The sequence below is a fragment of the Rossellomorea marisflavi genome, assembly GCF_022170785.1.
GTDB lineage: Bacteria > Bacillota > Bacilli > Bacillales > Bacillaceae_B > Rossellomorea > Rossellomorea marisflavi_B.
Map to the genome: position 1 here is coordinate 3,559,603 of NZ_CP081870.1, position 20,058 is coordinate 3,579,660.

Consider the following 20,058-nt stretch of genomic DNA (forward strand, 5'->3'; position numbering starts at 1 on the left):
ATTTTATTAAAGAGAGGTCTCGGCGTGGATTGGCATCAGATCAATTATTTTAGAACGGTAGCAACGATACAGCACATCACAAAGGCCGCTAAGGAGCTCGCAATTTCCCAACCTGCCCTCAGCCGCTCGATCGCGAAACTCGAAGACGAACTGGGCATCCCCTTGTTCGACCGTAAAGGACGGCGGATCTATCTGAACCGATACGGGAAGATGTTCTTAAGGCGCGTGGAAGAATCCATCATGCAGATTGAAGAAGGGAAGAGGGAAATATGGCGGGAAACCCATCCAGATCACGGGACGATTTCCCTTTCATTCCTGCCTTCGCTAGGCGCAAGCGTGATCCCCGAAATGGTGAGTGCTTACCAGAAAGAACACCCCCATGTAAAATTCCAGCTTGCCCAATCGTCCAATCGGCAGATCATCCATCAGCTCAAGGAGCGTCAGGCAGATCTCGCCCTGATTTCCTACTATCAAGAAGATGAAGAAATCCTATGCTTCCCTCTCGTAACGGAAGAACTTTTTCTCGTCGTAGCCAATGATCATCCTCTCGCCTCTATGGAAAAGGTGGAGTTGGACATGGTCAAAGATGAGCCTTTTATTTCTTTCAAAGAAGCCAATGAGCTCGGTACCATCATCCATGAGCTTTGCGTATCCGCCGGATTCACTCCGAATGTCGTTTTCGAAGGGGAAGACATCGGGACGGTGGCCGGACTCGCCGGTGCACGCCTTGGCGTTTCCCTCGTCCCGGATTTGAAGCTTCTGGACCGGGAAAAAGTCACACTGGTGCCCGTCTCCTCTCCGGTATGCGCACGGGAACTAGGACTGGCCAGTTTAAAAAATACCTATCAATCCCCGGTTGTGAGGGAATTCATCACTTTCGTCCAGACCTTCATAACTGAAAAACAGAATCAAAAGGAATGACAGCCATGAGCTATTTACAACGGAATACCCCGGCTTTCAAGCGGGCCAATCTCGCCCTCTTCGCCGGAGGCTTCAGTACGTTCGCTATCCTGTGGGGAACCCAGCCCCTCCTGCCTGAGATCGCGGAAGAATTTCACGTCTCTCCTGCCATGGCAAGCCTGACCCAATCGTCGGCAACGATTGCCTTGGCAGTGGGACTCTTGATAGCAGGATCACTATCTGAGGTATTCGGCCGCAAATCGATCATGGCCTTTTCTCTCTTCATCTCCTCTGTCATAGCACTTTTCACAGGACTTTCATCAAGCTTTGAACTGCTCGTTTTGTCTCGTGCTCTTCAAGGGCTGACTCTTGCGGGGCTACCCGCTGTCGCCATGGCCTATCTTGGAGAGGAGATCGAGTTCAAGAGCCTCGGGATGGCCATGGGGCTGTACATCAGCGGAAACTCCATCGGTGGGATGACGGGAAGGATCCTCAGCGGGATCTTGACGGACTACTTCAGCTGGCATGTCGCCTTGGCAGGTGTCGGTGCCCTGAGCCTCCTGGCGAGTTTCGCCTTTCTCTTCCTTTTACCGCCTTCCAGGCATTTTGAAGCGAAATCGTTCAGTCTGCTTCCCCTTATCCGCTCCATGGGAAGTCATCTGAAGGTAAGAGGGCTTGTGTATCTGTTCCTGATCGGATTCCTGCTGATGAGCGGGTTTGTGTCCCTTTATAACTATATCGGGTTTGAATTGATCGCCCCTCCGTACTCCCTTAGCCAGACGCTAGTGGGCTTCATCTTCATCGTCTATATTGTCGGCACATTCAGCTCCACCTGGATGGGGATGCTTGCAGACCAGGTAGGGAAAAAGAAGATCCTGCTTCTCTGTTTGTTCATTTTTCTCGCCGGCACGGTTTGCACCCTCCATCCTGCCCTCTGGATCAAGATCATCGGGATAGCCATTTTCACATTCGGCTTCTTTGCCGCCCATTCCATTGCAAGCAGCTGGGTGGGGCTCCTCGCTACACACGATAAAGCTCAGGCATCCTCTTTGTATCTGTTCGGGTATTATGCAGGATCGAGCATCGGAGGCACCATCAGCGGTTCCTTCTACCACGATTTTGGTTGGGCAGGAATCGTGGGGATGATCGTGATCCTTGGATGCATTTCGGTCGTACTGGCCCTATCTCTGAATGAAAGAGGAAATCTACAGGAAACACACTAAAAAAACATCCCGCGGGAGCCCCGCGGGATGTTTTTTGTTTTGCAATCAGTGCATGCTTGTCATAACCCAGATCGTTCCAAGAACGATGATGAGTACGATCACTGTGGCCGAAATCATCTTTCCGACCTGCCATTTACCTTCTCCTTCGGTCACGTGCATGAACATGAACAGCTGGATCGCTGCTTGAATGAATGCAAGGACGAATACGAGGGGAACCATGACATTGTATGCAAGACCTGCGTATAAACCGAACCAGATGGCTAAAAAGGTCAACGCGATGGATAGGATGAACCCTACCACCTGTGTCCAAGGAAATTTACTGTGATTCGCTGTGTTATGTTCCATTTAGCCCACCATCCCTAACAGATACACACTTGTGAATACGAAGATCCAGACGAAGTCAAGGAAATGCCAGTATAGACTTGAGATGAAAATCTTCTTGGCATTGTCCGGGTTCAACCCGTTCTTCATCACTTGGATAACCACAAGTATGATCCATAGAATACCTAAAGATACATGGAGACCATGCGTTCCGGTCAACAAGTAGAAGGAAGACCAGTATGCGTTCGTGCCGAGTGCCGCACCTTCATGAACAAGGTGGATGAACTCAGTGATCTCCATATAGAGGAAACCAAGACCGAATAGCAATGTGACGGCGATCCAGAAGATCATGGCCTTCACGTTTCTTCTTCTAAGCTCGTTGATGGATAAACCGGATGTAAAACTACTGAAAAGTAGCAGTAAAGTCATAATGAGTGTGTTCTTCAGTTCGAATAGATCACTTGGGAGAGGTCCTCCCGCCATGACGCCGTGATCCTTAAGGGCAAAGAATGTGGCGAAGATCGTTGCGAACAACGCCATCTCCGCACCAAGGAAAACCCAGAATCCGAAGATATTCAGTTTACCTGTTTCGGATTGATATTCTAACGGCGTGTTTGGATCTACATTTGTATTATGTGCCATACATCACGCCTCCCTATTCGTCGGATTTTCAAGTTCTTTGATTTCTTCCACCGTTACATAGTATCCTTCATCCTGCTTGCTTGAAGTCATTGAACGGTAAGCCATGCATCCAACGGTACCGATACCGCCGAGGATGGCCATCCACCAGATTTCAAAGACAAGACCGAATCCTGCGATGAAGAAGCAGATGCTCATGATGAAAGGAGTACCCGAGTTGCTAGGCATGTGAATCGGCTTGTATTCAACTTCAGGCTTCTCATCGATCTTGAGTGCGTGACCGTCTTGTTTAGAGTACCAGAACGTATCAACACCAGTGACTTCAGGAAGTTTAGAGAAGTTGTAGTGAGGTGGTACTGCTGTAGTTGTAGCCCACTCAAGTGTACGGCCACCCCAAGCATCACCAGTCGTCTCACGTTTTTCAAAGCGATAGCTGTAGTATACGTTGTATACAAAGATCAAGAATGCTACACCCATTGCGAATCCACCGATTGTGGATACAACGTTCAGGGCTGTCCAACCGTCTTCAGCTCCGTATGTGTACACACGACGTGGCATACCGGCGAATCCAAGGATGAATTGCGGTAGGAAACATACGTTGAATCCGATGGTGAAGAACCAGAACGCCCATTTTCCGATGCGCTCGTTCATCTTGAGACCAAACATTTTTGGATACCAGTAGATGAGACCCGCGAAGCAGGCGAACACAACACCGGCAATCAATGTGTAGTGGAAGTGAGCCACTAGGAAATAGTTATTGTGATATTGGAAATCGGCTGCGGCCATACCAAGCATAACCCCGGTAACCCCACCGATCAGGAACGTCGGAATGAACGCTAGAGACCAGAGCATCGGGGTCGTAACCTCGATCCGTCCCTTATAGAGCGTACCAAGCCAGTTGAAGATCTTGATTCCCGTAGGGATCGCGATGGCCATTGTCGTAATGGAGAACACGCTGTTTACTGCGGCTGTTCCGCCCATTGTGAAGAAGTGATGGACCCAAACGACGAATGACAAACCTGAGATCGCCACTAGGGAGATGATCATGGACTTGTAACCGAATAGCGTTTTTCTTGAGAATGTTGCAATGATTTCCGAGAAGATACCGAACGCCGGCAAGACGACGATGTATACTTCCGGATGTCCCCATAGCCAGAACAAGTTGGCCCAAAGCATGGAGTTCCCTCCAGCAGCCAAGGTGAAGAAATGGGAACCGAATAGACGGTCAAATGTCATTAGGGCAAGCGTCACAGTCAAGATCGGGAATGCAAACACGATGATGAAGGCTGTGATGAGCGTTGTCCAAGTGAACATCGGCATGCGAAGAAGCGTCATGCCAGGTGCACGCATCTTGATGATGGTGACAACAAAGTTGATCCCCGTCAAGAGCGTACCGATACCTGATATCTGTAGTCCCATCAGGTAGTAGTTGATTCCTGGCCCGGAGCTACCTTCGACGGCCAGCGGTGCATAGTTTGTCCAACCTGCATCCGGTGAACCACCGAATACGAAGGAGATATTGAAGATCATGGCACCAATCATGAATGCCCAGAAACTCAAGTTGTTCAAATAAGGGAATGCAACGTCACGCGCCCCGATTTGAAGCGGTACAGCAACGTTCATCAAACCAATCAAAAACGGCATCGCCATGAAGAGGATCATGATCGTACCGTGCGTAGTGAAGATTTCATTGTAATGCTGAGAAGATAGGAAATCGTTGTCTGGGACTGTCAATTGAGCCCTCATCAACAACGCATCGACCCCTCCGCGGAATAACATTAGAAGTGCTGCGATAATATACATGATACCGATTTTTTTATGATCGACACTTGTGATCCACTCGGTCCAAAGCCATTTCCATTTTTTGAAATAGGTAAGGACGGCTACAACGGCGACGACTGTAAATGCTATGGATACGTTCGCCCCAAGGATGAGGGGATCGTTTAAAATCAAATTATCCTTAATAAAGTCAAACACCTAGATTCCTCCCTTCTTAATGTGCATGCTCGTGAGAGTCTGAGCTGTCCATGTCCATATCGCTGTGATCCATGTCACTGTGGTCCATGTCGTGATCCATTTCTTCATCGGATTCACCATGTTTGCTCGGTTCTTTCACACCATACTTTTCTCGTACTTCCATGGCATAGTTTGCACTACCCATTTTTCCGTGATCAACATACTCAAGGTGAGTAGAAGAGAACGTCATTTTATCTGATGAACCAGGAAGAAGGAGTTTATCGTACGTTTCTTTCGTCAGCTTCGGTTCATTTTCTTGCGAGTCTTTGACCCATTCTTTATACTCGTCTTCACTCATGGCAACGAAGTCGAACTTCTGCTGTGCCATCCCTTTACCTGTGAAGTTGGAGTTACGGCCGTCATAGACACCGTCGTGGTCAGCCTGGAGATACATTTCATTCATCATCCCCGGCATTCCGTAGATCTGACCGCCAAGTTCAGGAACCCAGAAAGACGCCATTGAGTCAGCAGCACTGATTTTGAAAAGGACCGGGTGACCTGTAGGAACGTTGACATAGTTGACAGTCTCGACGCTTTCTTCAGGATAAGAGAAGACCCATTTCCAATCGACGGCTGTTGCATGAATGACGATAGGTTCTTTATGTGCGGTGGCTTTAGGAGCCTCTTTCAATTCATAGAGCGCCTGTGTATTCGGGATGCTCAATGCGATGACGATAGCAACAGGAATAAGCGTCCAGATGATTTCGAGCTTATTGCTACCGTGCATATTCGGCTGATAATCACCGTTTTTACCCTTACGATACTTAATGACGATAAAGGTAAAGAAAGATAATACAACAATCATGATTGCAAGCATATAGTAGATTGATAGCATGATTAAATCCTTTTGAATTTCCCCGACAGGTCCTTTAGGGTTCAGGATGATCATATCCGTCCCGGCTCCAAGGATGACGATGACGAATAGGGAAATCAAACTAATCAATATGATCAGAAAAGGTTTGAATTTATTAAACATGTATAATCACCTTCCTTTATATAAGATTTATATCGACTAGACATATACTATCAAATTCTCGGAAAAACGAAATACGTTAACGATCATTTCATGTCGATTTGAGTAGATTTTCGAAATTTAGACAAATTTTTTTCACATAACAGTAACATTCGTGGAAAAAATTTCTCTAACCACAAAAATATAGCCCACCATGGATGATCTTCCAAGAAGATAGATAGACTAGCGGTGAGGTCATACCTGTTACATAACCTCAATTCTTTCATTCTAAACTATTCACAAGCCTATTTAAACAAATAAACCTTTCCAAATGCGTACTTGAAATTTTCGGAACATAGTCATTATTCAGTGCTGCATGGAAATCCTCCATGACCAGCTTCGTTCCCGGCCTTTGATATTGATGGATTTCATGTATATTTTGCAGGTGCTTTGCACATTCTTTTACATAGGGGATCACCTTACATATTATACTAAAATAACATCCCGACCTTCCGTGAAGGAGACCTGTCATAATGAATAGCACACCTAAAATTGCCTTTTTATCCGTAATCAGCAACTCGTTTGTCGTCATCCTGAAAATCGTGATCGGACTCATTACAGGGTCTGTAGCCGTCCTGTCTGAAGCTATCCACTCGTCTCTTGATCTCATGGCTTCCCTGATCGCCTTCATTTCCGTCAGGGTCTCCGGTAAGCCTGCTGACCCCGAGCATCCATACGGACACGGGAAAGTGGAGAATATATCCGGGACGATCGAGACCCTCCTCATCTTCGTGGCCGGTTTCTGGATCATCTACGAGTGTATCCACAAGCTGATCCATCCGGAACCGATCAAACTCCCGATCCTTGGTATCTCCGTCATGATCATCGGTGCAACCATTAACTTCATTGTATCCCGCATCGTCAGCAAAGAAGCCGACCGCGTCCATTCGGTGGCCATGAAATCGAACGCCTTCCATCTTCTTACCGATGTGTACACATCCCTCGGGGTTGCAGGAAGCCTTCTTCTCGTGACCCTGACCGGCTGGCACTTCCTTGATCCGATCATCGGGATTGCACTGGCCATCTACATCATGATCGAAGCCGTCAAACTCATGAAAGAAGCCTTCCCTCCCCTCATCGACGCCAGCCTGACAAAGGAAGAGGAGGCAGAGATCATGTCGATGATCCAAAGCTTCCATGATGAATACATCGAGGTCCATGACCTGCGCACAAGACGTTCGGGCGCCCATGAATACATCGACTTCCATCTGGTGGTGGAGTCGACCGATAGCATCGAAAAGACGCATCGACTCTGCGACCGCATGGAAGAGATGATCATGAAGCATTTCCCCCACGCCCACGTCCTGATTCACCCAGAACCGGAGAGCAAGCGGAAATCGTGATCAACAAAAAGTGGTGGAGTTAAAACTAAAAAGGGATCTTTCATAACGAACACGATTGGTATACGTTTTTTATACCGCTCATGATTTCCATGCAAGACTACGCTTTCCGCGGGTAGCCCGTGAGCCTCCTCGGCACGCCTGCGGGGTCTCACATCAGCTACTCTTCCCGCTGGAGTCTTCGACTTGCACTCCAATCAACTGCTAGAGACAAGTCATGAAACAAATTAAATACCCGAATTCATTTGCCTTATTGTAGACAAATAAATTCGGGTTTTCCTATGACTAAATTCTTTCTTTTTAGGACACTTGGTGAGTTTCCCACCGTTCATCCTGATACGTAAATAACAGACCGAGTTCATGATGGTCCCCTTCATACAGGGCACCTTGGGTGAAACGATTTTCACCATTTGTCCCGACGACCTCAAGCTTGCAGTAGGCACCGTTCTTCTGCAGAGCTTCATAAAATTCCCTTTCATTGGAAATCTCATTCCCATTTACCTTCAGGATGATCTCCCCTACTCTCAGGGAAAGGGTTTCAGCTGGTGAACCGGGGATGATACCGAGGATCATGAGTCCGGCAGGCTGACGTTTGAAGTAGTACGGCTTTTCTGCTTCTTTTTTCGACGTGCTGACCGCCATCCAGATGCGACCGAGCACTGCCAGGGCGCCGGCAGCGATTGACGCCTCTGTCACCCAATAGCCTGCGGCCGCAACCGTTGTGATGAAGGCACCGAACCAGAATACATTGCCTCCCACCGGTCTTACGACGATTGCCGGCAGCGCGCTCCGCACGAGAAGGCTGAAACCAAGCAGGAACGGAACGCACACAAGGGCCAGATCCGTCGTCCCGAGTGATATGACCGGCCACCAGTCAAAGATCGGCGGCAGACTTCCTTCTGGAACGAAAAGGATCATCGGTACCAGCCAAAGCTTCTTGCTCTGAAGAGCGCCAACCTTCATTCCCCGCGGACTTTTAATCCACTTCGGCGAGGTACCCTTCCAGCCCGACAACCTGATGAGGATTCCCTCAATCATGAGGAGAAGCCCCGCCAGTAAAGGTAGGAACCCTAAAAGATTACCGTTTTCCAGTTCAGGTATGTACGGAATATCCAAGCCGGAAAAGTCCCATGCCCATAGGAGCAGGTAGGAGAAACCGACTGTAATGCCTGCTGAGAGCAGTTGAAAACGACCTGTAAGGGCAAACAGGATCGTGACGGCTCCGATGACGACGAGCGAGATGACCGGCACGGTCAATCCGACGGCCAGGGTCACGATGGAAAAGGCAAGGCCGAGTACAAGTCCGTAGGATAAGAGAACCCTCAGATCGTTGTAGCCGTCGAGCAGTCTTGTATGGAAATCGCTTCTTTCACGCTTCACCCTGAAGTATCCAACCAGGATGGCGAATAGGAGCGAGAGGGGAAATAATGGGTTCAAGACGAATTTCCCGAGGCTTTTTGCGATTTCTAGTAACCAGGTTTCTAGCAACGAAACGTCACCACCTTTCATGTGTGTATCTATTTCTCATTCTATCAAATTCCCCTAGTAAAGCCTATTGCAACTTTGTGGGATTGTGCCTTTGTTTTCGACACCATTCCCCGGGAAATGATGGGGAGGTATGTAGAAAGAACGGGGTTGCCGTTCTTTTGGAGGCGTGTTGAGAGTTTTCCATTGATTATTTTTTTCTAATGCAGAGCGTTTCGTTTCGCTGCGGGAGCCCTCTTTCCACGGGGCTCCCTTCGCTTCACTTCACTCTGTGATATGGGAAAGGGCTATGGAATGAATATGTCACTGGTTGTTGGATTCAGCTGGTTCTCTTCCAAAGGTAAGCTGGTGTGAATTGACTAACTGTTTCATAGCAAGTTTAATTTTGTTTTGAGAAATCAACACTTTTTGAGGAGATTCTACATCCCGTTTATGACTGGTGGAGAGTCCTTCATTAATCATTACTTCCTATGAAGAGCGTTCCGTTTCGCTGCGGGTGTCCGCTTTCCACGGGGCTCCCGGTGAGCCTCCTCATTCTTGCGGGGTCTCACCCTGCTCGCTATTCCCGTTGGAGTCGGACTCCCTTCGCTTCACTTCACTGTGTGATGTGGAATAGGGCTATGAGAATGGATGTGACAGTGGGTGGTTGATTCATGGTAATGTCACTCTTCATTTGTTCTAGAATCCGCCTAATTTAGTCCTCTAGTGGTAGGGTGGTTCATTTAGTGATGCCCCCACTTACTAGTATATGAACCATCACTCCCCTATTTATAAACCACAGAGTGGATTGAAGCGGAAGGCGCTTGACTCCTGTGGAATAGGAGGGTGGTGAGACCCCGCAGGCACGAGGAGGCTCAACTCCCTCCCCACTGGAAAGCAAGCGCCTGCAGCGTAAAGGAACGGTCCCCTTTCCATCACTCACTAATATAAATTGGGATCCACCACCACGCTTATATTGAAGAAAAAAAACCTATGCTACCCCTATTAAAACCACAGAGTACATAAGCGAAAAAGAGCTTGCCTCCCCCTAGCGGAAAGCAAGCTCCTACATTGGAAAGGTAGGGTACCATTCCAATCATTCAACATCACCATCAATACCAAATACTCTTCACAGTCTCCCTAAACACAAAATAACCAAACCCCAAATACTCATACGGATACATACTGCACCCCCTTTCTACGAATGCTCTCTCAACCAGTCCATCAGCCGCGAAGACACGCCATCCTTGATAAGGCTCGCGTGCCCCCCAGGAACCTCGATGAACTGTTTCTCCTCACTTGAAACAAGCTCCATCAGTGGATAACTGATCGCAGCCGGTACCATCTGATCAAACTTTGAACAAACCATGTAGACATTTGATTGAATTCTTGCAGGGTTGATTTCCCTTCCCCTGAGGGTCATGCCCCCGTTCATCAACGCATTTTGTTTAATGAAGTAATGAAGCAGATCCCGGAGGAACTCCCCTGTCATCGGGATGTGGTCATTGGTCCACTGATTGAATCGGTACCAATGCTCCGTGTAGGCAGGGTCGTGTGAGCGGTGGAGGAGGGAAAGATACGGGGAATAATAGACGGGTGCCGTAATGAGGCGCATCCCGTAGCGGATCTGTTCGGCGGGGATGATACCCGTGGCCGGTGCAATGACAGCTGGGTCAATAGCTCCCGTTTGGATGGCTTTGATCCACTCCCGGAAGTCCGGCAGCTGGTTGAAATCGATTGGGGTCACAAATAAGAGAAGGTTATGGATGCGGTCTGGGTAGAGGGCTGCATAGAGAGCGGCAAGGGTTCCGCCGAGGCAAAAGCCCGCAAGCGTCAGCCGGCCGGTTTGCTGATGCTGTAATACCGTCTTTACGGCCCCGTCGATGTAATCGAAGAGATACGATTCAAGACCTGTATCCTTGTCCCGCTCATCCGGTATCCCGAAGTCGAGGAGGAATACGTCATAGCCATTTCTCAGGAACTCTCCGATCATGCTGTGCTGTTCCGTAAGGTCGAGTATGCTTGGCTTATTGATGTGAGAGTAGACCATCAGGATCGGGAGTGCTCCGTTGCTTTCTACCGTGGGATAATGCCACAGGGTGGCCCTGCCGATTTCCTGTATGGCATTCCTCGGGTGATGCGGTTTCCATTCTTCTCTTCTTGTCAGGGTTTCAAAAAAACCCATCCATCTGTCTTTCTCGGTTTTCCTTTCCATTAGAGTTCCCCCTCTGATCGGACGAATTGCGGGAAGAGCCAGTCGATGATCTTGCGGATGAAGGTGATGATCAAGTCGGCCAGGACCATCCAGTTTTTCGCCATTTCCACTACGGCAGGCTGATCGAGTTCTGATTTGATCAGCTGATTCGTGGCATATTCCCACTCCCTTCCCGTCAGCTTCAGTTGCTCATAGAGTGCTTCCATTTTCCTTTCCTCCTTCTTATGCCATGGCCTGGATGCCGCCGTCGACGACGAGGATATGGCCGTTCATATAGTTTGACGCCTTTGACGAAAGAAACACGGCTGCGCCTCTCAGGTCATCGCCTTCGCCGAATCGTCTTGCCGGGATGAATTTCCGGATTTGATTGCCTTGCTTGGCGAAGAGCTCTTTGGTGATCTTAGTCGGGAAGAATCCCGGTGCGATGGCGTTCACTTGAATATTGTGATACGCAAGCTTCACGGCAAGATCCTTGGTGAGGGTCATGACAGCGCCTTTGCTCGTATTGTAAGGAAGGGTGTCCATCACAAGGGGGCTCGTACCCCCGAATCCCGAGACGGAAGCGATATTGATGATTTTCCCTGCCTTACGGGCCATCATGGAAGGCGCAACTGCCTGTGAAAATAAAAAAGCCCCTTTCACATTCACTTCCATGACCTTGTCCCACTTATCCTCAGGAATATCCACCATCGGTCCCGCCCACGATGTACCGCTGTTGTTGATGAGGATGTCGATTTTCCCGAAGATTTCCAAGGTCTTTTCCACCACGGCGGTGACCGACGCTTTATCGGTCACATCGCATGCCACTGCGAGTGACCGTACCCCCAAGGCTTCTATTTCCTTCGCTGTGGCCTCGCAGGCCGGCAGATTCCTCGAGCATACCACTACATGGGCGCCTGCTTCTGCTAGAGCAAGAGCCATCTCGCGGCCGAGACCCCTGCCGCCTCCAGTGACAATCGCCACTTGATCTGTCAATGTAAACATCATTCTGCTCCTTTCTAGTATCCATGGCTACGCGTATTGAGATCATGAATCTATCTAGTAAACTAGTTCTCTCTCTATAATAGTGAGTATCGATAGAATCGGTTCCTCTTTGGCGAAAGAAAAGGCGCTTAACACCAAAAAAGGACTGTAGGCCGTGGCCCACAGTCCTTCTGACTATCGATTTGAACGTTGGATATACTCAAGTGCAGCCTGTAGCTGGGTATCATTCTCTTCATCCTTCACGGCTTCATAGATATCTGCCTGTAGTTTTTCAGCCGTATCAGGCGTGATGGTACCGGTTGTTTTCATCTCGTTTTTCTTCTGGAACTGCTTCACGGCTGCTTCTGTCTTCTTGCTGTAGTACCCGTCGGTCCGGTCGATTTCATATCCGAGGCCTTGGAGCATTTCCTGGGCATTCTTCACCTGTTCATTATTCATCTCGGCCTTCAAAGGCTCTTCCACTTGAAGGGGATGGGCGTAGAAATAGGCAGGCTGCCTCACCGGGATATCCGGTTTGATCCCTTTCTTGTGGATCCAGTTGCCGTCCGGCGTCAGCCACTTGAACATGGTCAGCTTAATGTTGCTTCCATCTCCCATCGGAACGGCCTGCTGGACGGTTCCCTTCCCGAAGCTCTTCGTGCCGATCAGTGGGTAGCCTTCCGTTTCCTTCAGGGCACCGGCAAGGATCTCGGAAGCGGACGCACTTCCTTCATCGATGAGCACCACCACCGGGTAGGCTTTTTTCTTCTCTTTGTCGGAGAAGCTCTTCATCACTTCACCGCTCCGCTCCTGGATCTGGACGAACGGCTTATCCTTTGTCACGAACTCCTTGAGGATTTCATTGACGGATGACAACAGGCCTCCAGGATTCCCGCGGACGTCGATAACGAGACCGCCAAGATCCTTCCCTTCAAGTTCCTTGAGCTGCTTCTTGAAGTCCTTTGCCGTATTCTCGGAGAACGTTGTAATCTGGATATAGCCCATCTCCTTGCCGTCCACTTTCTTTACGTCGGAATGAACGGTTTCAACCGGAATGTCGTCCCGCTTGACCCCGATGGAGAGAGGTGCAGATAAACCTTCCCTCTTGATGCCGAGCTTGACTTCGGTCCCTTTTTTCCCGCGAATCTTCAAGGTGGACTCAAACAGATTGAGTCCCTTGATACTCTCTCCGTTCACGGAGATGATTTCATCATTCGGTTTGAGACCCGCTTTTTCTGCCGGTGAATTTTTAAATGGTGCGACGATCACGAGCTTTCCGTCGAGGATCGTGATTTCGGCTCCGATCCCTTCGAAGGAAGAATCCAATGCGTCGTTGAACTGCGCTGCCGTTGCCGCATTCATATAGACCGAATACGGATCATCGAGCGTTTCGAGCATCCCCTGGATCGCTCCTTCCACCAGCTCCGATTTGTCGACGTCCTGGAAGAATTTATCGCTGATGAGGTCATAAGCGACCTCCACCTTATGGAGCTTATCATTCGAGCTCTGATCCAGTTCCGCAGTTTCATCGGGACTGCCCGTCCATTCCAGCCCCCCGTACATGGCTCCCGCCCCCACAAGCATGCTGAGTGTGATGGTCATGAGCTTCTGGCCCTTCCTGTTCATACGTCTCCCCCCGCCTCTTCATAGAAAAAGACACCGCACAAGAACGCGCTGGTCAGCGGTGCGATGTCTTTGCTTATTCCACTATATGATGACGGGGGACAAGTTATGATCATTTCACCCTTGAAACAAGGGGCTTGTTTTCTTCAAGATGGGAAGACAGGAGCCCTCCCCATTTCTCGAATTCAACGAGGAATCCATCATGACCGAACTTCGTCGGGATGAAATAATGCCTTCCCTTCGGCACGGAGCGCGCGAATGCTTCCATGGAGGCGGATGGATACACGAGATCTCCTTCGTAGCTGATGGCAATCAGCTCCGGATAAAAGGAGTCAGCGGGATCGTGATCGCGCCCCCTTTGGAGGTCATGAGAGTTCATCGCCTTCAAGAGGGTCAGATAGCTGTTGGGGTCAAAACGCCGCCCGAGCTTCACACCCTGATAGTCCAGGTAGCTCTCCACGTTATAGACGCCTTCCTTCTCCTGCCGTTGGAATCGATCATCGAACAATTCCGACGTGCGGTAGGTGACCATCCCCACCATGCGCGCCACTTCAAGCCCCTTCAGTCTTGTGCCGGGAGGATAGTCTCCTCCGTTGAATTCAGGATCCTGCTCGATGGCCGTGATCCCGATATGATTAAAGGCGAGGCCGTAATCGTTCAGTGCAGGCGTGACGGCGAGGGCGAAGATCTTTTTCATGAAGCGTGGATGCAGGATCCCCCATTCCAGGGCCTGCATTCCCCCGAGAGATCCTCCGACAACGGCTTCCACCTTGTTGATAGCAAGCTCCCGGAGAGCCAGGTACTGGGCATTCACCATATCCCGTATCGTGATGACCGGGAAATGGGATCCGTATCGTTTGCCGGTCTCGGGATCCTCTGATGCAGGACCCGTGGCCCCCTCGCAGCCTCCGAGGACGTTGAAGGCGATGACGTTGTAGCGGTTGGTATCGATGTAGGAGCCTGCACCGATCAAGCCGTCCCACCATCCCTTATCTTCACTCGTCCCTTTCACGATATGGGTGCCGGTGAGGGCATGGCAGACAAGGATGACGGGACCTGATTGATTCCCGGTACGTTCATAGGGCAACCTGACATTCCGGAGGGTTTCTCCGTTTTCAAGGACAAGGGACGGAAGGGTGACGGTGTTCAATTCATATGGTGTCGTATCGCTACTCATTCCTCCGCCTCCTTCACACGTTTGACGTTTCGCGTGCCTTCTCGATGGCTTCATCCAGGGAAGAGATCAGATCCTTCGCTGATTCCAGGCCGACCGACAGCCTGACAAGGTCTTCCGTCACGCCCGTTGCCCTGATCTCCTCGTCGTTCAGCTGCTGATGGGTCGTGGAAGCCGGGTGGATGATCAGGGATTTCGCATCCCCCACGTTGGCCACATGGGACCAGAGCGAGATATTGTCCACCACTTTGCGTCCTGAATCCCGGCCACCTTTGATCCCGAAGACGACGATGGAGCCCGCGCCGTTCTCCAAGTATTTCTTGGCCAGTTGGTGCGACGGGTGCGAAGCGAGCCCAGGATAGGAGACCCAGGCAACCCCATCATGGGATTCAAGATGCTCGGCGATTTTCCGTGCATTCTCTGTATGGCGTTCGATGCGGAGGTGTAGCGTCTCTAATCCCTGCAGGAGAAGGAAGGCGTTCTGCGGACTCAGGCAGGCGCCAAGGTCACGAAGCAGTTGGACCCTGAGCTTGGTGATGAACGCCGCCGCCCCGACATCCTGCGCATAGCGAAGGCCGTTGTAGCTTCGGTCCTCTTCAGTGAATCCCGGGAACTTCTTGTTGTTCCAATCGAATTTCCCTCCGTCGATGACGACGCCTCCGATCGCTGTACCATGACCACCGATCCATTTGGTGGCCGAATGGATGACGATGTCTGCCCCCCACTCGATCGGCCTGGTCACATACGGTGTGGCGAAGGTGTTATCGATGATAAGCGGGATTTCATGTTCGTGGGCCACTTTGGCGACCGCTTCGATATCAAGGACATGAAGGCTAGGGTTGCCAATCGTTTCGGCGAATACGGCCTTTGTCTTCTCGTTGATGGCGCTTCGGAAGTTTTCCGGATCCGTTGGGTCGACGAAGCGCACGGTGATGCCGTATTTCGGCAGGGTGGTGGAGAAGAGATTGTAGGTGCCTCCGTACAGATTCGTCGCTGCTACGATTTCGTCCCCGGCTCCTGCGATATTCAGGATTGAGAGGGAGATCGCCGCCATGCCCGATGATACTCCGAGGGCCCCGATGCCGCCTTCAAGGAGAGCCAGACGTTTCTCCAGAACGTCCACCGTCGGGTTCATGATCCGCGTATAGATATTCCCCGGCTCTTCCAGTCCGAAAAGCTTCGCAGCGTGCTCACTGCTGTCAAACACATATGAAGTAGTTTGGTAGATCGGCACGGCGCGTGATCCCGTGGTAGGATCTGCTTCCTGTCCTCCGTGAAGCAAAAGTGTGTCAAAATCGAATGAATTCGTCATCGTACATTCCTCCTGAGTGTTTGTTTTAATGATTGGGTTTGTTCTGTGATGGATGATGGTCGGGGCTGAAAAGGGGCAAAAATAAAAACCCCCTTCCTAAGAAGAGGGTCTAATTGAATAGGGTCCTCCTCTTATCTTTCAGGCAATGCGCCTGCAGGAATTAGCACCTTTTCATGGCAAATATGCACATGAAGGTTGCCGGGTTTCATCGGGCCTAGTCCCTCCACCTCTCTGGATAAGAGCATTAAGTTGTAAGTGTTCGTTAGCAAGAATTATAAAGGCTATCCCCTCTGGGAGTCAAGGTTATTTTTAGAATTTTTCGTCTAATCTCCCATTGACGCCTGCCACTGCTGACTTGAGAGCGTTATGCTTTTTAAATCTCATGACACTTGCTGATCGCTGAAAGCATTTGTGATTTAATGTCTTCCGGGTCCTCGATTCCAAGTGAAATCCGGACCACATGCGTATTGATCCCGAGCTTCTTCTGCGCTTCCTCCGGAAGGGACCTGTGAGATGTCCCCAAAGGATAGGAAACCGTCGTTTCAACCCCGGCCAGGGACGGGATGATCTTGATCCAGCCAAGTGACTTGAAGAAGGTACTCATATCGGCGGATGGTTCAAGCTCGATGGTGACGATGGCTCCATGACCTTTCTCAGATAGATTATTCGGATAGTAGACGCGTTTGACCCATTCGTGCCTCCTGAGTTCGACGGCAAGGAGCTCGGCATTCAGGGCCTGCCTTTCCATACGGAGGGCAAGGGTCTTCGCTCCCCGGCAAGTGAGCCACGCCTCGAACGGGCTCAGATTGGCCCCAAGGTTGACGATCTTCGCTCTTGCCTTATCCACCAGATCCTGCCTTCCGGTCACAACACCTGCTGTGACATCACTATGACCGCCTATGTACTTCGTTGCGCTATGGGCGACGATATCAATGCCTTCAGTGAAAGGCTTACGGAGGAACGGGGTCGCAAACGTATTGTCGATCATCGTCGTGAGACCATGTTCTTTCGCCAGCTCCACCATGGCTGGAATATCCTCTACCCTCATGAAGGGATTCGTCACCGTTTCACTATAGAGAAGTTTTGTCGAGTCGGTGATCGCTGCTTCCACTGCATCCCGGTCGGTGAAGTCCACGAATGAAGTGGAAATACCGAAGCCCGCAAGCTCTTCCTTCAGCATATGGAAGGTCCCGCCGTACAGATCTTCAGCAGCAATGATATGATCCCCTGCCTGGACGACAGACAGGATCCCTACGAGGATCGCGGATAAACCCGATGAAGCGGCGACTCCTGCCGGTGCTCCTTCAAGGGCTGCTACAAGACCTCCCAGCTCATCAGGATTGGGATTCCCCGTCCGTGTGTATAGATAGGGTGATTTCCCCTCATAGAACCCTTCCAGTTCCTCCAGGGATGAAAAGGAAAAAGCAGATGTTTGATAGATTGGTGTAGTTTTACTTTTGATTTCCTCTGTTCCTTTCAACTGGCTATGTACGACCTTGGTGGTGAAATTCATTTCGTGGCCATCCTCTCTCTACGAAAATAGGTATGTAGAAGAGTGTACCATATTCAGAAGATTCCGAGAAGAAAAGTGGTTCAATTCATTCCTTCTACCATCTCTTTCATCATTTCCTGGTTCATCGGACCGAGGATTTTATGCTGGATGATTCCCTCCGAGTCGATCATGAACGTGGTCGGGATCGTAATGATGCTGTAGGCATCCCCGACGGCTCCGTCTTTATCAAGGAGTACCGGGAACGTGATCTCGTATCCGTCCACAAACTTTTGCGCCGCACCTTCCATACGCTCCTGGGACGTGAGGTTCACGGCAAGGATTTCTGCACCGGGCTCTTTCTGATAATATTCCTCCATATGGGGCATCTCAGCCTTGCAGGGTGGACACCACGTTGCCCAGAAATTCAAGATGACCTTCTGTCCCCTATAATCCGAGAGGCGCACTTCTTTTCCTTCCAGTGTGGTCAGGGTGAAGTCCGGTGGCTGATCACCTTTGGAAAGCCCCGTCTCCGCATCGGATAAGTCCATGGATTCACTCGCAAGCTGGGCTGCTGCGTCTTTTTCCTTCTGATCCTGCTGATGCCGGACGAAATTCACCAGGAAGATGGCGACGAGGACACCGATGAGTCCCAATGATAGTATTCGTTTGTTCATGTAATCCCTTCCTTTATAGGCCGGATCTCCGCACAGCCTTTCTGGCAATCAAATAGTAAATGGTCGATCTCAAATACCCTTTCTCCACTTCATAGCCCGCCGACTGAAGCTTCCTCACCAGATCATCGGAAGAAAGGCTGTTCCCCTGTGGGAGCGCTTCCGTTTCAATGATCAGCCAAAGACCGTCATCCCTGAGCATATCCCTGAGATCCTGGATCACTTTGACAAGATTCGGCAACTCATGGAGCACAAATCTCGTAATGACCTTATGAAGCGTGTTCTGTGAAAAACGGATATATTCAAATGACATATGTTCATAAAGGATGTTTTCTACCTGCAGTTCCTCCGCGCGCCGCTTCAGCTCTTCCAGGGCACCCCGGTCGAGGTCGACGGCATGCACATCGGTACTTACGATACACGCAATCGGAATCGTCAGAAAGCCTGTACCGCAGCCGAGGTCGGCCACATGATCCCTTTCATTCAACTCAAGTAGATCCAGCAGCTCTTCAGATGTGATTGTATTTGTTTCGGCAGCCATGGGGACTCCTCCTTTAGAGTGAAGATATCCCTAGCTTGCCCCTCATATGAATTATTACAGATGGAGGAGAAAAATCAACCCGGATCAACGCAAAAAGATCCCATGAGCGGGATCTTTTTTGTGAACATTTGTCAGGTCCGGTGAGACGAATGGGGCGTTATACGTAATCATTCCGATTTATAGAGCATGGGAAGGCTACTGCTCCTCCGGTTCCATGGAGAAATAAAAGTACTGGGTATCACCCTGTCTGAAGCGGTCGGTGCAGTCTATCCAAGTCATGCGGCTGAGGCGCAGGTCCATCTCGGCATTGATCGTTTCTTCGATCTTTCTCATTGTTTGGATGAATTCACCGAATGACAAGCTGAAATGGGCTGCTGCCTGCCTGTGAGGGGCATGTTTGACCAGGAGCTGCATGAACTCTTCTGATGTGGCAGACATACTTGCATATTCATCTTCAAGAGCCGTGACGAACTCATACATGCTTCTTTCCGGTGCCGGCAATGAAGCCACGATTTCCCTGCCGATGATTTCCATTAAGTGCTCATTCATCCCAACCACTCCCGATCGTCCTTACTTCATATTGTATTTTTTCATGAATCGTTCTGCGCGTCCATCCCTGTCGGTGAATTTTTCACGGCCCGTATAGAATGGGTGACTGTCCGAGCTGATCTCGACCTTCAAGAGTGGATAGGTTTTCCCGTCTTCCCACTCCATCGTTTCATTCGACTGTTTTGTTGAGCCTGTCAGGAAGGTGAATCCGCTGTTTGTATCCATGAAAAGGACCTCTCGATATTCTGGATGTATGTTTGTTTTCATGTCTTTTCCTCCTACCAGCTTGATTTTTTGACGCCTGGGATCTGACCTTTATGGGCATATTCCCTGAAGGCGATCCGTGACATATTGAATTTCCTCATATACGCCCGCGGTCTGCCCGTCACTTCACAGCGGCTTTTGAGCCTCGTTGGGGAAGAATCCCTCGGAAGTTTGGCAAGGGCCTCGTAATCTCCCTTTTCTTTCAGCTCCCTGCGGAGTTCCGCGTATTTCGCCACGATTTCACGGCGCTTCTTTTCTTTGACCACTTTTGATTTTTTGGCCATGTTTTCACCTCTATTTCTAATATCAAATTAACAAATCGTAATCATTACGTTTTAA

General features: G+C 49.9%; 20 protein-coding genes and 1 riboswitch. Of the genes, 3 read left to right on the forward strand and 17 right to left on the reverse strand.

Annotation, left to right across the window (positions count from 1 at the left end; genetic code table 11):
• The first annotated feature begins 24 nt into the window (after positions 1–24).
• Both K6T23_RS18605 and K6T23_RS18610 read left to right on the forward strand, forming a co-directional pair.
• A complete protein-coding gene (locus K6T23_RS18605) occupies positions 25–921 on the forward strand; it encodes a LysR family transcriptional regulator (RefSeq protein WP_238282539.1) in 897 nt (298 codons plus the stop codon).
• A 5-nt stretch (positions 922–926) separates the two neighbouring features.
• Positions 927–2,123 (forward strand): MFS transporter, encoded by a 1,197-nt coding sequence (locus K6T23_RS18610; protein ID WP_148984694.1) that lies wholly within the window; start codon positions 927–929, stop codon positions 2,121–2,123.
• 45 nt (positions 2,124–2,168) lie between these two features.
• Here the strand turns inward: K6T23_RS18610 and qoxD are convergent, their stop codons facing one another.
• Genes qoxD through qoxA form a run of 4 tightly spaced genes read right to left on the reverse strand, consistent with a single transcriptional unit; the run spans position 2,169 to position 6,075 of the window.
• A complete protein-coding gene (gene qoxD, locus K6T23_RS18615; RefSeq protein ID WP_079515497.1) occupies positions 2,169–2,468 on the reverse strand; it encodes a cytochrome aa3 quinol oxidase subunit IV in 300 nt (99 codons plus the stop codon).
• Positions 2,469–3,086 (reverse strand): cytochrome aa3 quinol oxidase subunit III, encoded by a 618-nt coding sequence (qoxC, locus tag K6T23_RS18620; RefSeq protein ID WP_048006663.1) that lies wholly within the window; start codon positions 3,084–3,086, stop codon positions 2,469–2,471.
• Positions 3,087–3,089: 3 nt separating this feature from the next.
• A complete protein-coding gene (qoxB, locus tag K6T23_RS18625; RefSeq protein ID WP_142245879.1) occupies positions 3,090–5,060 on the reverse strand; it encodes a cytochrome aa3 quinol oxidase subunit I in 1,971 nt (656 codons plus the stop codon).
• Positions 5,061–5,076: 16 nt separating this feature from the next.
• Positions 5,077–6,075 (reverse strand): cytochrome aa3 quinol oxidase subunit II, encoded by a 999-nt coding sequence (gene qoxA / locus K6T23_RS18630; RefSeq protein WP_238282541.1) that lies wholly within the window; start codon positions 6,073–6,075, stop codon positions 5,077–5,079.
• 509 nt (positions 6,076–6,584) lie between these two features.
• Between qoxA and K6T23_RS18635 the strand changes: the two genes are divergently transcribed.
• Entirely contained in the window at positions 6,585–7,454 is an 870-nt protein-coding gene (locus tag K6T23_RS18635; protein ID WP_056540347.1) for a cation diffusion facilitator family transporter, read from the forward strand.
• Positions 7,455–7,751: 297 nt separating this feature from the next.
• On the opposite strand, the gene K6T23_RS18640 is transcribed toward K6T23_RS18635, so the two are convergent.
• The 13 genes from K6T23_RS18640 to rpsN form a co-directional block, all read right to left on the reverse strand.
• A complete protein-coding gene (locus tag K6T23_RS18640) occupies positions 7,752–8,960 on the reverse strand; it encodes a PDZ domain-containing protein (RefSeq protein ID WP_238282543.1) in 1,209 nt (402 codons plus the stop codon).
• A gap of 1,153 nt (positions 8,961–10,113) precedes the next feature.
• A complete protein-coding gene (locus K6T23_RS18645) occupies positions 10,114–11,130 on the reverse strand; it encodes an alpha/beta fold hydrolase (protein ID WP_238282545.1) in 1,017 nt (338 codons plus the stop codon).
• Entirely contained in the window at positions 11,130–11,336 is a 207-nt protein-coding gene (locus K6T23_RS18650; protein WP_079515491.1) for a hypothetical protein, read from the reverse strand. The genes K6T23_RS18645 and K6T23_RS18650 overlap by 1 nt, the downstream gene beginning before the upstream one ends.
• 16 nt (positions 11,337–11,352) lie before the next feature.
• The gene (locus tag K6T23_RS18655; protein ID WP_238282546.1) at positions 11,353–12,117 is read right to left on the reverse strand and encodes a glucose 1-dehydrogenase; all 765 of its coding nucleotides are present in this window, start codon (positions 12,115–12,117) and stop codon (positions 11,353–11,355) included.
• 171 nt (positions 12,118–12,288) lie between these two features.
• The gene (locus tag K6T23_RS18660; protein ID WP_238282556.1) at positions 12,289–13,719 is read right to left on the reverse strand and encodes a S41 family peptidase; all 1,431 of its coding nucleotides are present in this window, start codon (positions 13,717–13,719) and stop codon (positions 12,289–12,291) included.
• Between the two features lie 109 nt (positions 13,720–13,828).
• A complete protein-coding gene (gene metX / locus K6T23_RS18665) occupies positions 13,829–14,893 on the reverse strand; it encodes a homoserine O-acetyltransferase MetX (RefSeq protein ID WP_079515488.1) in 1,065 nt (354 codons plus the stop codon).
• 13 nt (positions 14,894–14,906) lie between these two features.
• Positions 14,907–16,202: an O-acetylhomoserine aminocarboxypropyltransferase/cysteine synthase family protein gene (locus K6T23_RS18670; protein WP_079515487.1), complete on the reverse strand. Its 1,296-nt coding sequence runs from the start codon at positions 16,200–16,202 to the stop codon at positions 14,907–14,909.
• A 128-nt stretch (positions 16,203–16,330) separates the two neighbouring features.
• A riboswitch (SAM riboswitch) is annotated at positions 16,331–16,444 on the reverse strand.
• A 131-nt stretch (positions 16,445–16,575) separates the two neighbouring features.
• Entirely contained in the window at positions 16,576–17,715 is a 1,140-nt protein-coding gene (locus tag K6T23_RS18675; protein WP_218246424.1) for a trans-sulfuration enzyme family protein, read from the reverse strand.
• 80 nt (positions 17,716–17,795) lie between these two features.
• Positions 17,796–18,368 carry a redoxin domain-containing protein gene (locus K6T23_RS18680; RefSeq protein ID WP_056540316.1) on the reverse strand — a complete coding sequence of 191 codons (573 nt, stop codon included), beginning with the start codon at positions 18,366–18,368 and terminating at the stop codon, positions 17,796–17,798.
• Between the two features lie 13 nt (positions 18,369–18,381).
• Positions 18,382–18,906, reverse strand: coding sequence for a class I SAM-dependent methyltransferase (locus K6T23_RS18685; protein WP_238282558.1), 525 nt, complete (start codon positions 18,904–18,906; stop codon positions 18,382–18,384).
• 195 nt (positions 18,907–19,101) lie between these two features.
• Positions 19,102–19,455 (reverse strand): hypothetical protein, encoded by a 354-nt coding sequence (locus tag K6T23_RS18690; protein WP_056540308.1) that lies wholly within the window; start codon positions 19,453–19,455, stop codon positions 19,102–19,104.
• A 21-nt stretch (positions 19,456–19,476) separates the two neighbouring features.
• Positions 19,477–19,722: a type B 50S ribosomal protein L31 gene (locus K6T23_RS18695; protein WP_048016172.1), complete on the reverse strand. Its 246-nt coding sequence runs from the start codon at positions 19,720–19,722 to the stop codon at positions 19,477–19,479.
• Between the two features lie 11 nt (positions 19,723–19,733).
• Complete coding sequence (gene rpsN / locus K6T23_RS18700; RefSeq protein ID WP_053429084.1) at positions 19,734–20,003, reverse strand: 30S ribosomal protein S14; 270 nt, start codon at positions 20,001–20,003, stop codon at positions 19,734–19,736.
• Positions 20,004–20,058 lie beyond the last annotated feature (55 nt).

What these genes read in the sequence shown, in the direction of transcription:
- K6T23_RS18655 (WP_238282546.1), bottom strand. Translation starts at nt 12,117, where the DNA reads ATGATGTTTACATTGACAGATCAAGTGGCGATTGTCACTGGAGGCGGC.
- K6T23_RS18660 (WP_238282556.1), bottom strand. Translation starts at nt 13,719, where the DNA reads ATGAACAGGAAGGGCCAGAAGCTCATGACCATCACACTCAGCATGCTT.
- K6T23_RS18640 (WP_238282543.1), bottom strand. Translation starts at nt 8,960, where the DNA reads ATGAAAGGTGGTGACGTTTCGTTGCTAGAAACCTGGTTACTAGAAATC.
- K6T23_RS18635 (WP_056540347.1), top strand. Translation starts at nt 6,585, where the DNA reads ATGAATAGCACACCTAAAATTGCCTTTTTATCCGTAATCAGCAACTCG.
- rpsN (WP_053429084.1), bottom strand. Translation starts at nt 20,003, where the DNA reads ATGGCCAAAAAATCAAAAGTGGTCAAAGAAAAGAAGCGCCGTGAAATC.
- K6T23_RS18685 (WP_238282558.1), bottom strand. Translation starts at nt 18,906, where the DNA reads ATGGCTGCCGAAACAAATACAATCACATCTGAAGAGCTGCTGGATCTA.
- K6T23_RS18610 (WP_148984694.1), top strand. Translation starts at nt 927, where the DNA reads ATGAGCTATTTACAACGGAATACCCCGGCTTTCAAGCGGGCCAATCTC.
- K6T23_RS18695 (WP_048016172.1), bottom strand. Translation starts at nt 19,722, where the DNA reads ATGAAAACAAACATACATCCAGAATATCGAGAGGTCCTTTTCATGGAT.
- K6T23_RS18680 (WP_056540316.1), bottom strand. Translation starts at nt 18,368, where the DNA reads ATGAACAAACGAATACTATCATTGGGACTCATCGGTGTCCTCGTCGCC.
- qoxD (WP_079515497.1), bottom strand. Translation starts at nt 2,468, where the DNA reads ATGGAACATAACACAGCGAATCACAGTAAATTTCCTTGGACACAGGTG.
- K6T23_RS18675 (WP_218246424.1), bottom strand. Translation starts at nt 17,715, where the DNA reads ATGAATTTCACCACCAAGGTCGTACATAGCCAGTTGAAAGGAACAGAG.
- K6T23_RS18650 (WP_079515491.1), bottom strand. Translation starts at nt 11,336, where the DNA reads ATGGAAGCACTCTATGAGCAACTGAAGCTGACGGGAAGGGAGTGGGAA.
- K6T23_RS18670 (WP_079515487.1), bottom strand. Translation starts at nt 16,202, where the DNA reads ATGACGAATTCATTCGATTTTGACACACTTTTGCTTCACGGAGGACAG.
- qoxA (WP_238282541.1), bottom strand. Translation starts at nt 6,075, where the DNA reads ATGTTTAATAAATTCAAACCTTTTCTGATCATATTGATTAGTTTGATT.
- K6T23_RS18645 (WP_238282545.1), bottom strand. Translation starts at nt 11,130, where the DNA reads ATGGAAAGGAAAACCGAGAAAGACAGATGGATGGGTTTTTTTGAAACC.
- qoxC (WP_048006663.1), bottom strand. Translation starts at nt 3,086, where the DNA reads ATGGCACATAATACAAATGTAGATCCAAACACGCCGTTAGAATATCAA.
- metX (WP_079515488.1), bottom strand. Translation starts at nt 14,893, where the DNA reads ATGAGTAGCGATACGACACCATATGAATTGAACACCGTCACCCTTCCG.
- K6T23_RS18690 (WP_056540308.1), bottom strand. Translation starts at nt 19,455, where the DNA reads ATGAATGAGCACTTAATGGAAATCATCGGCAGGGAAATCGTGGCTTCA.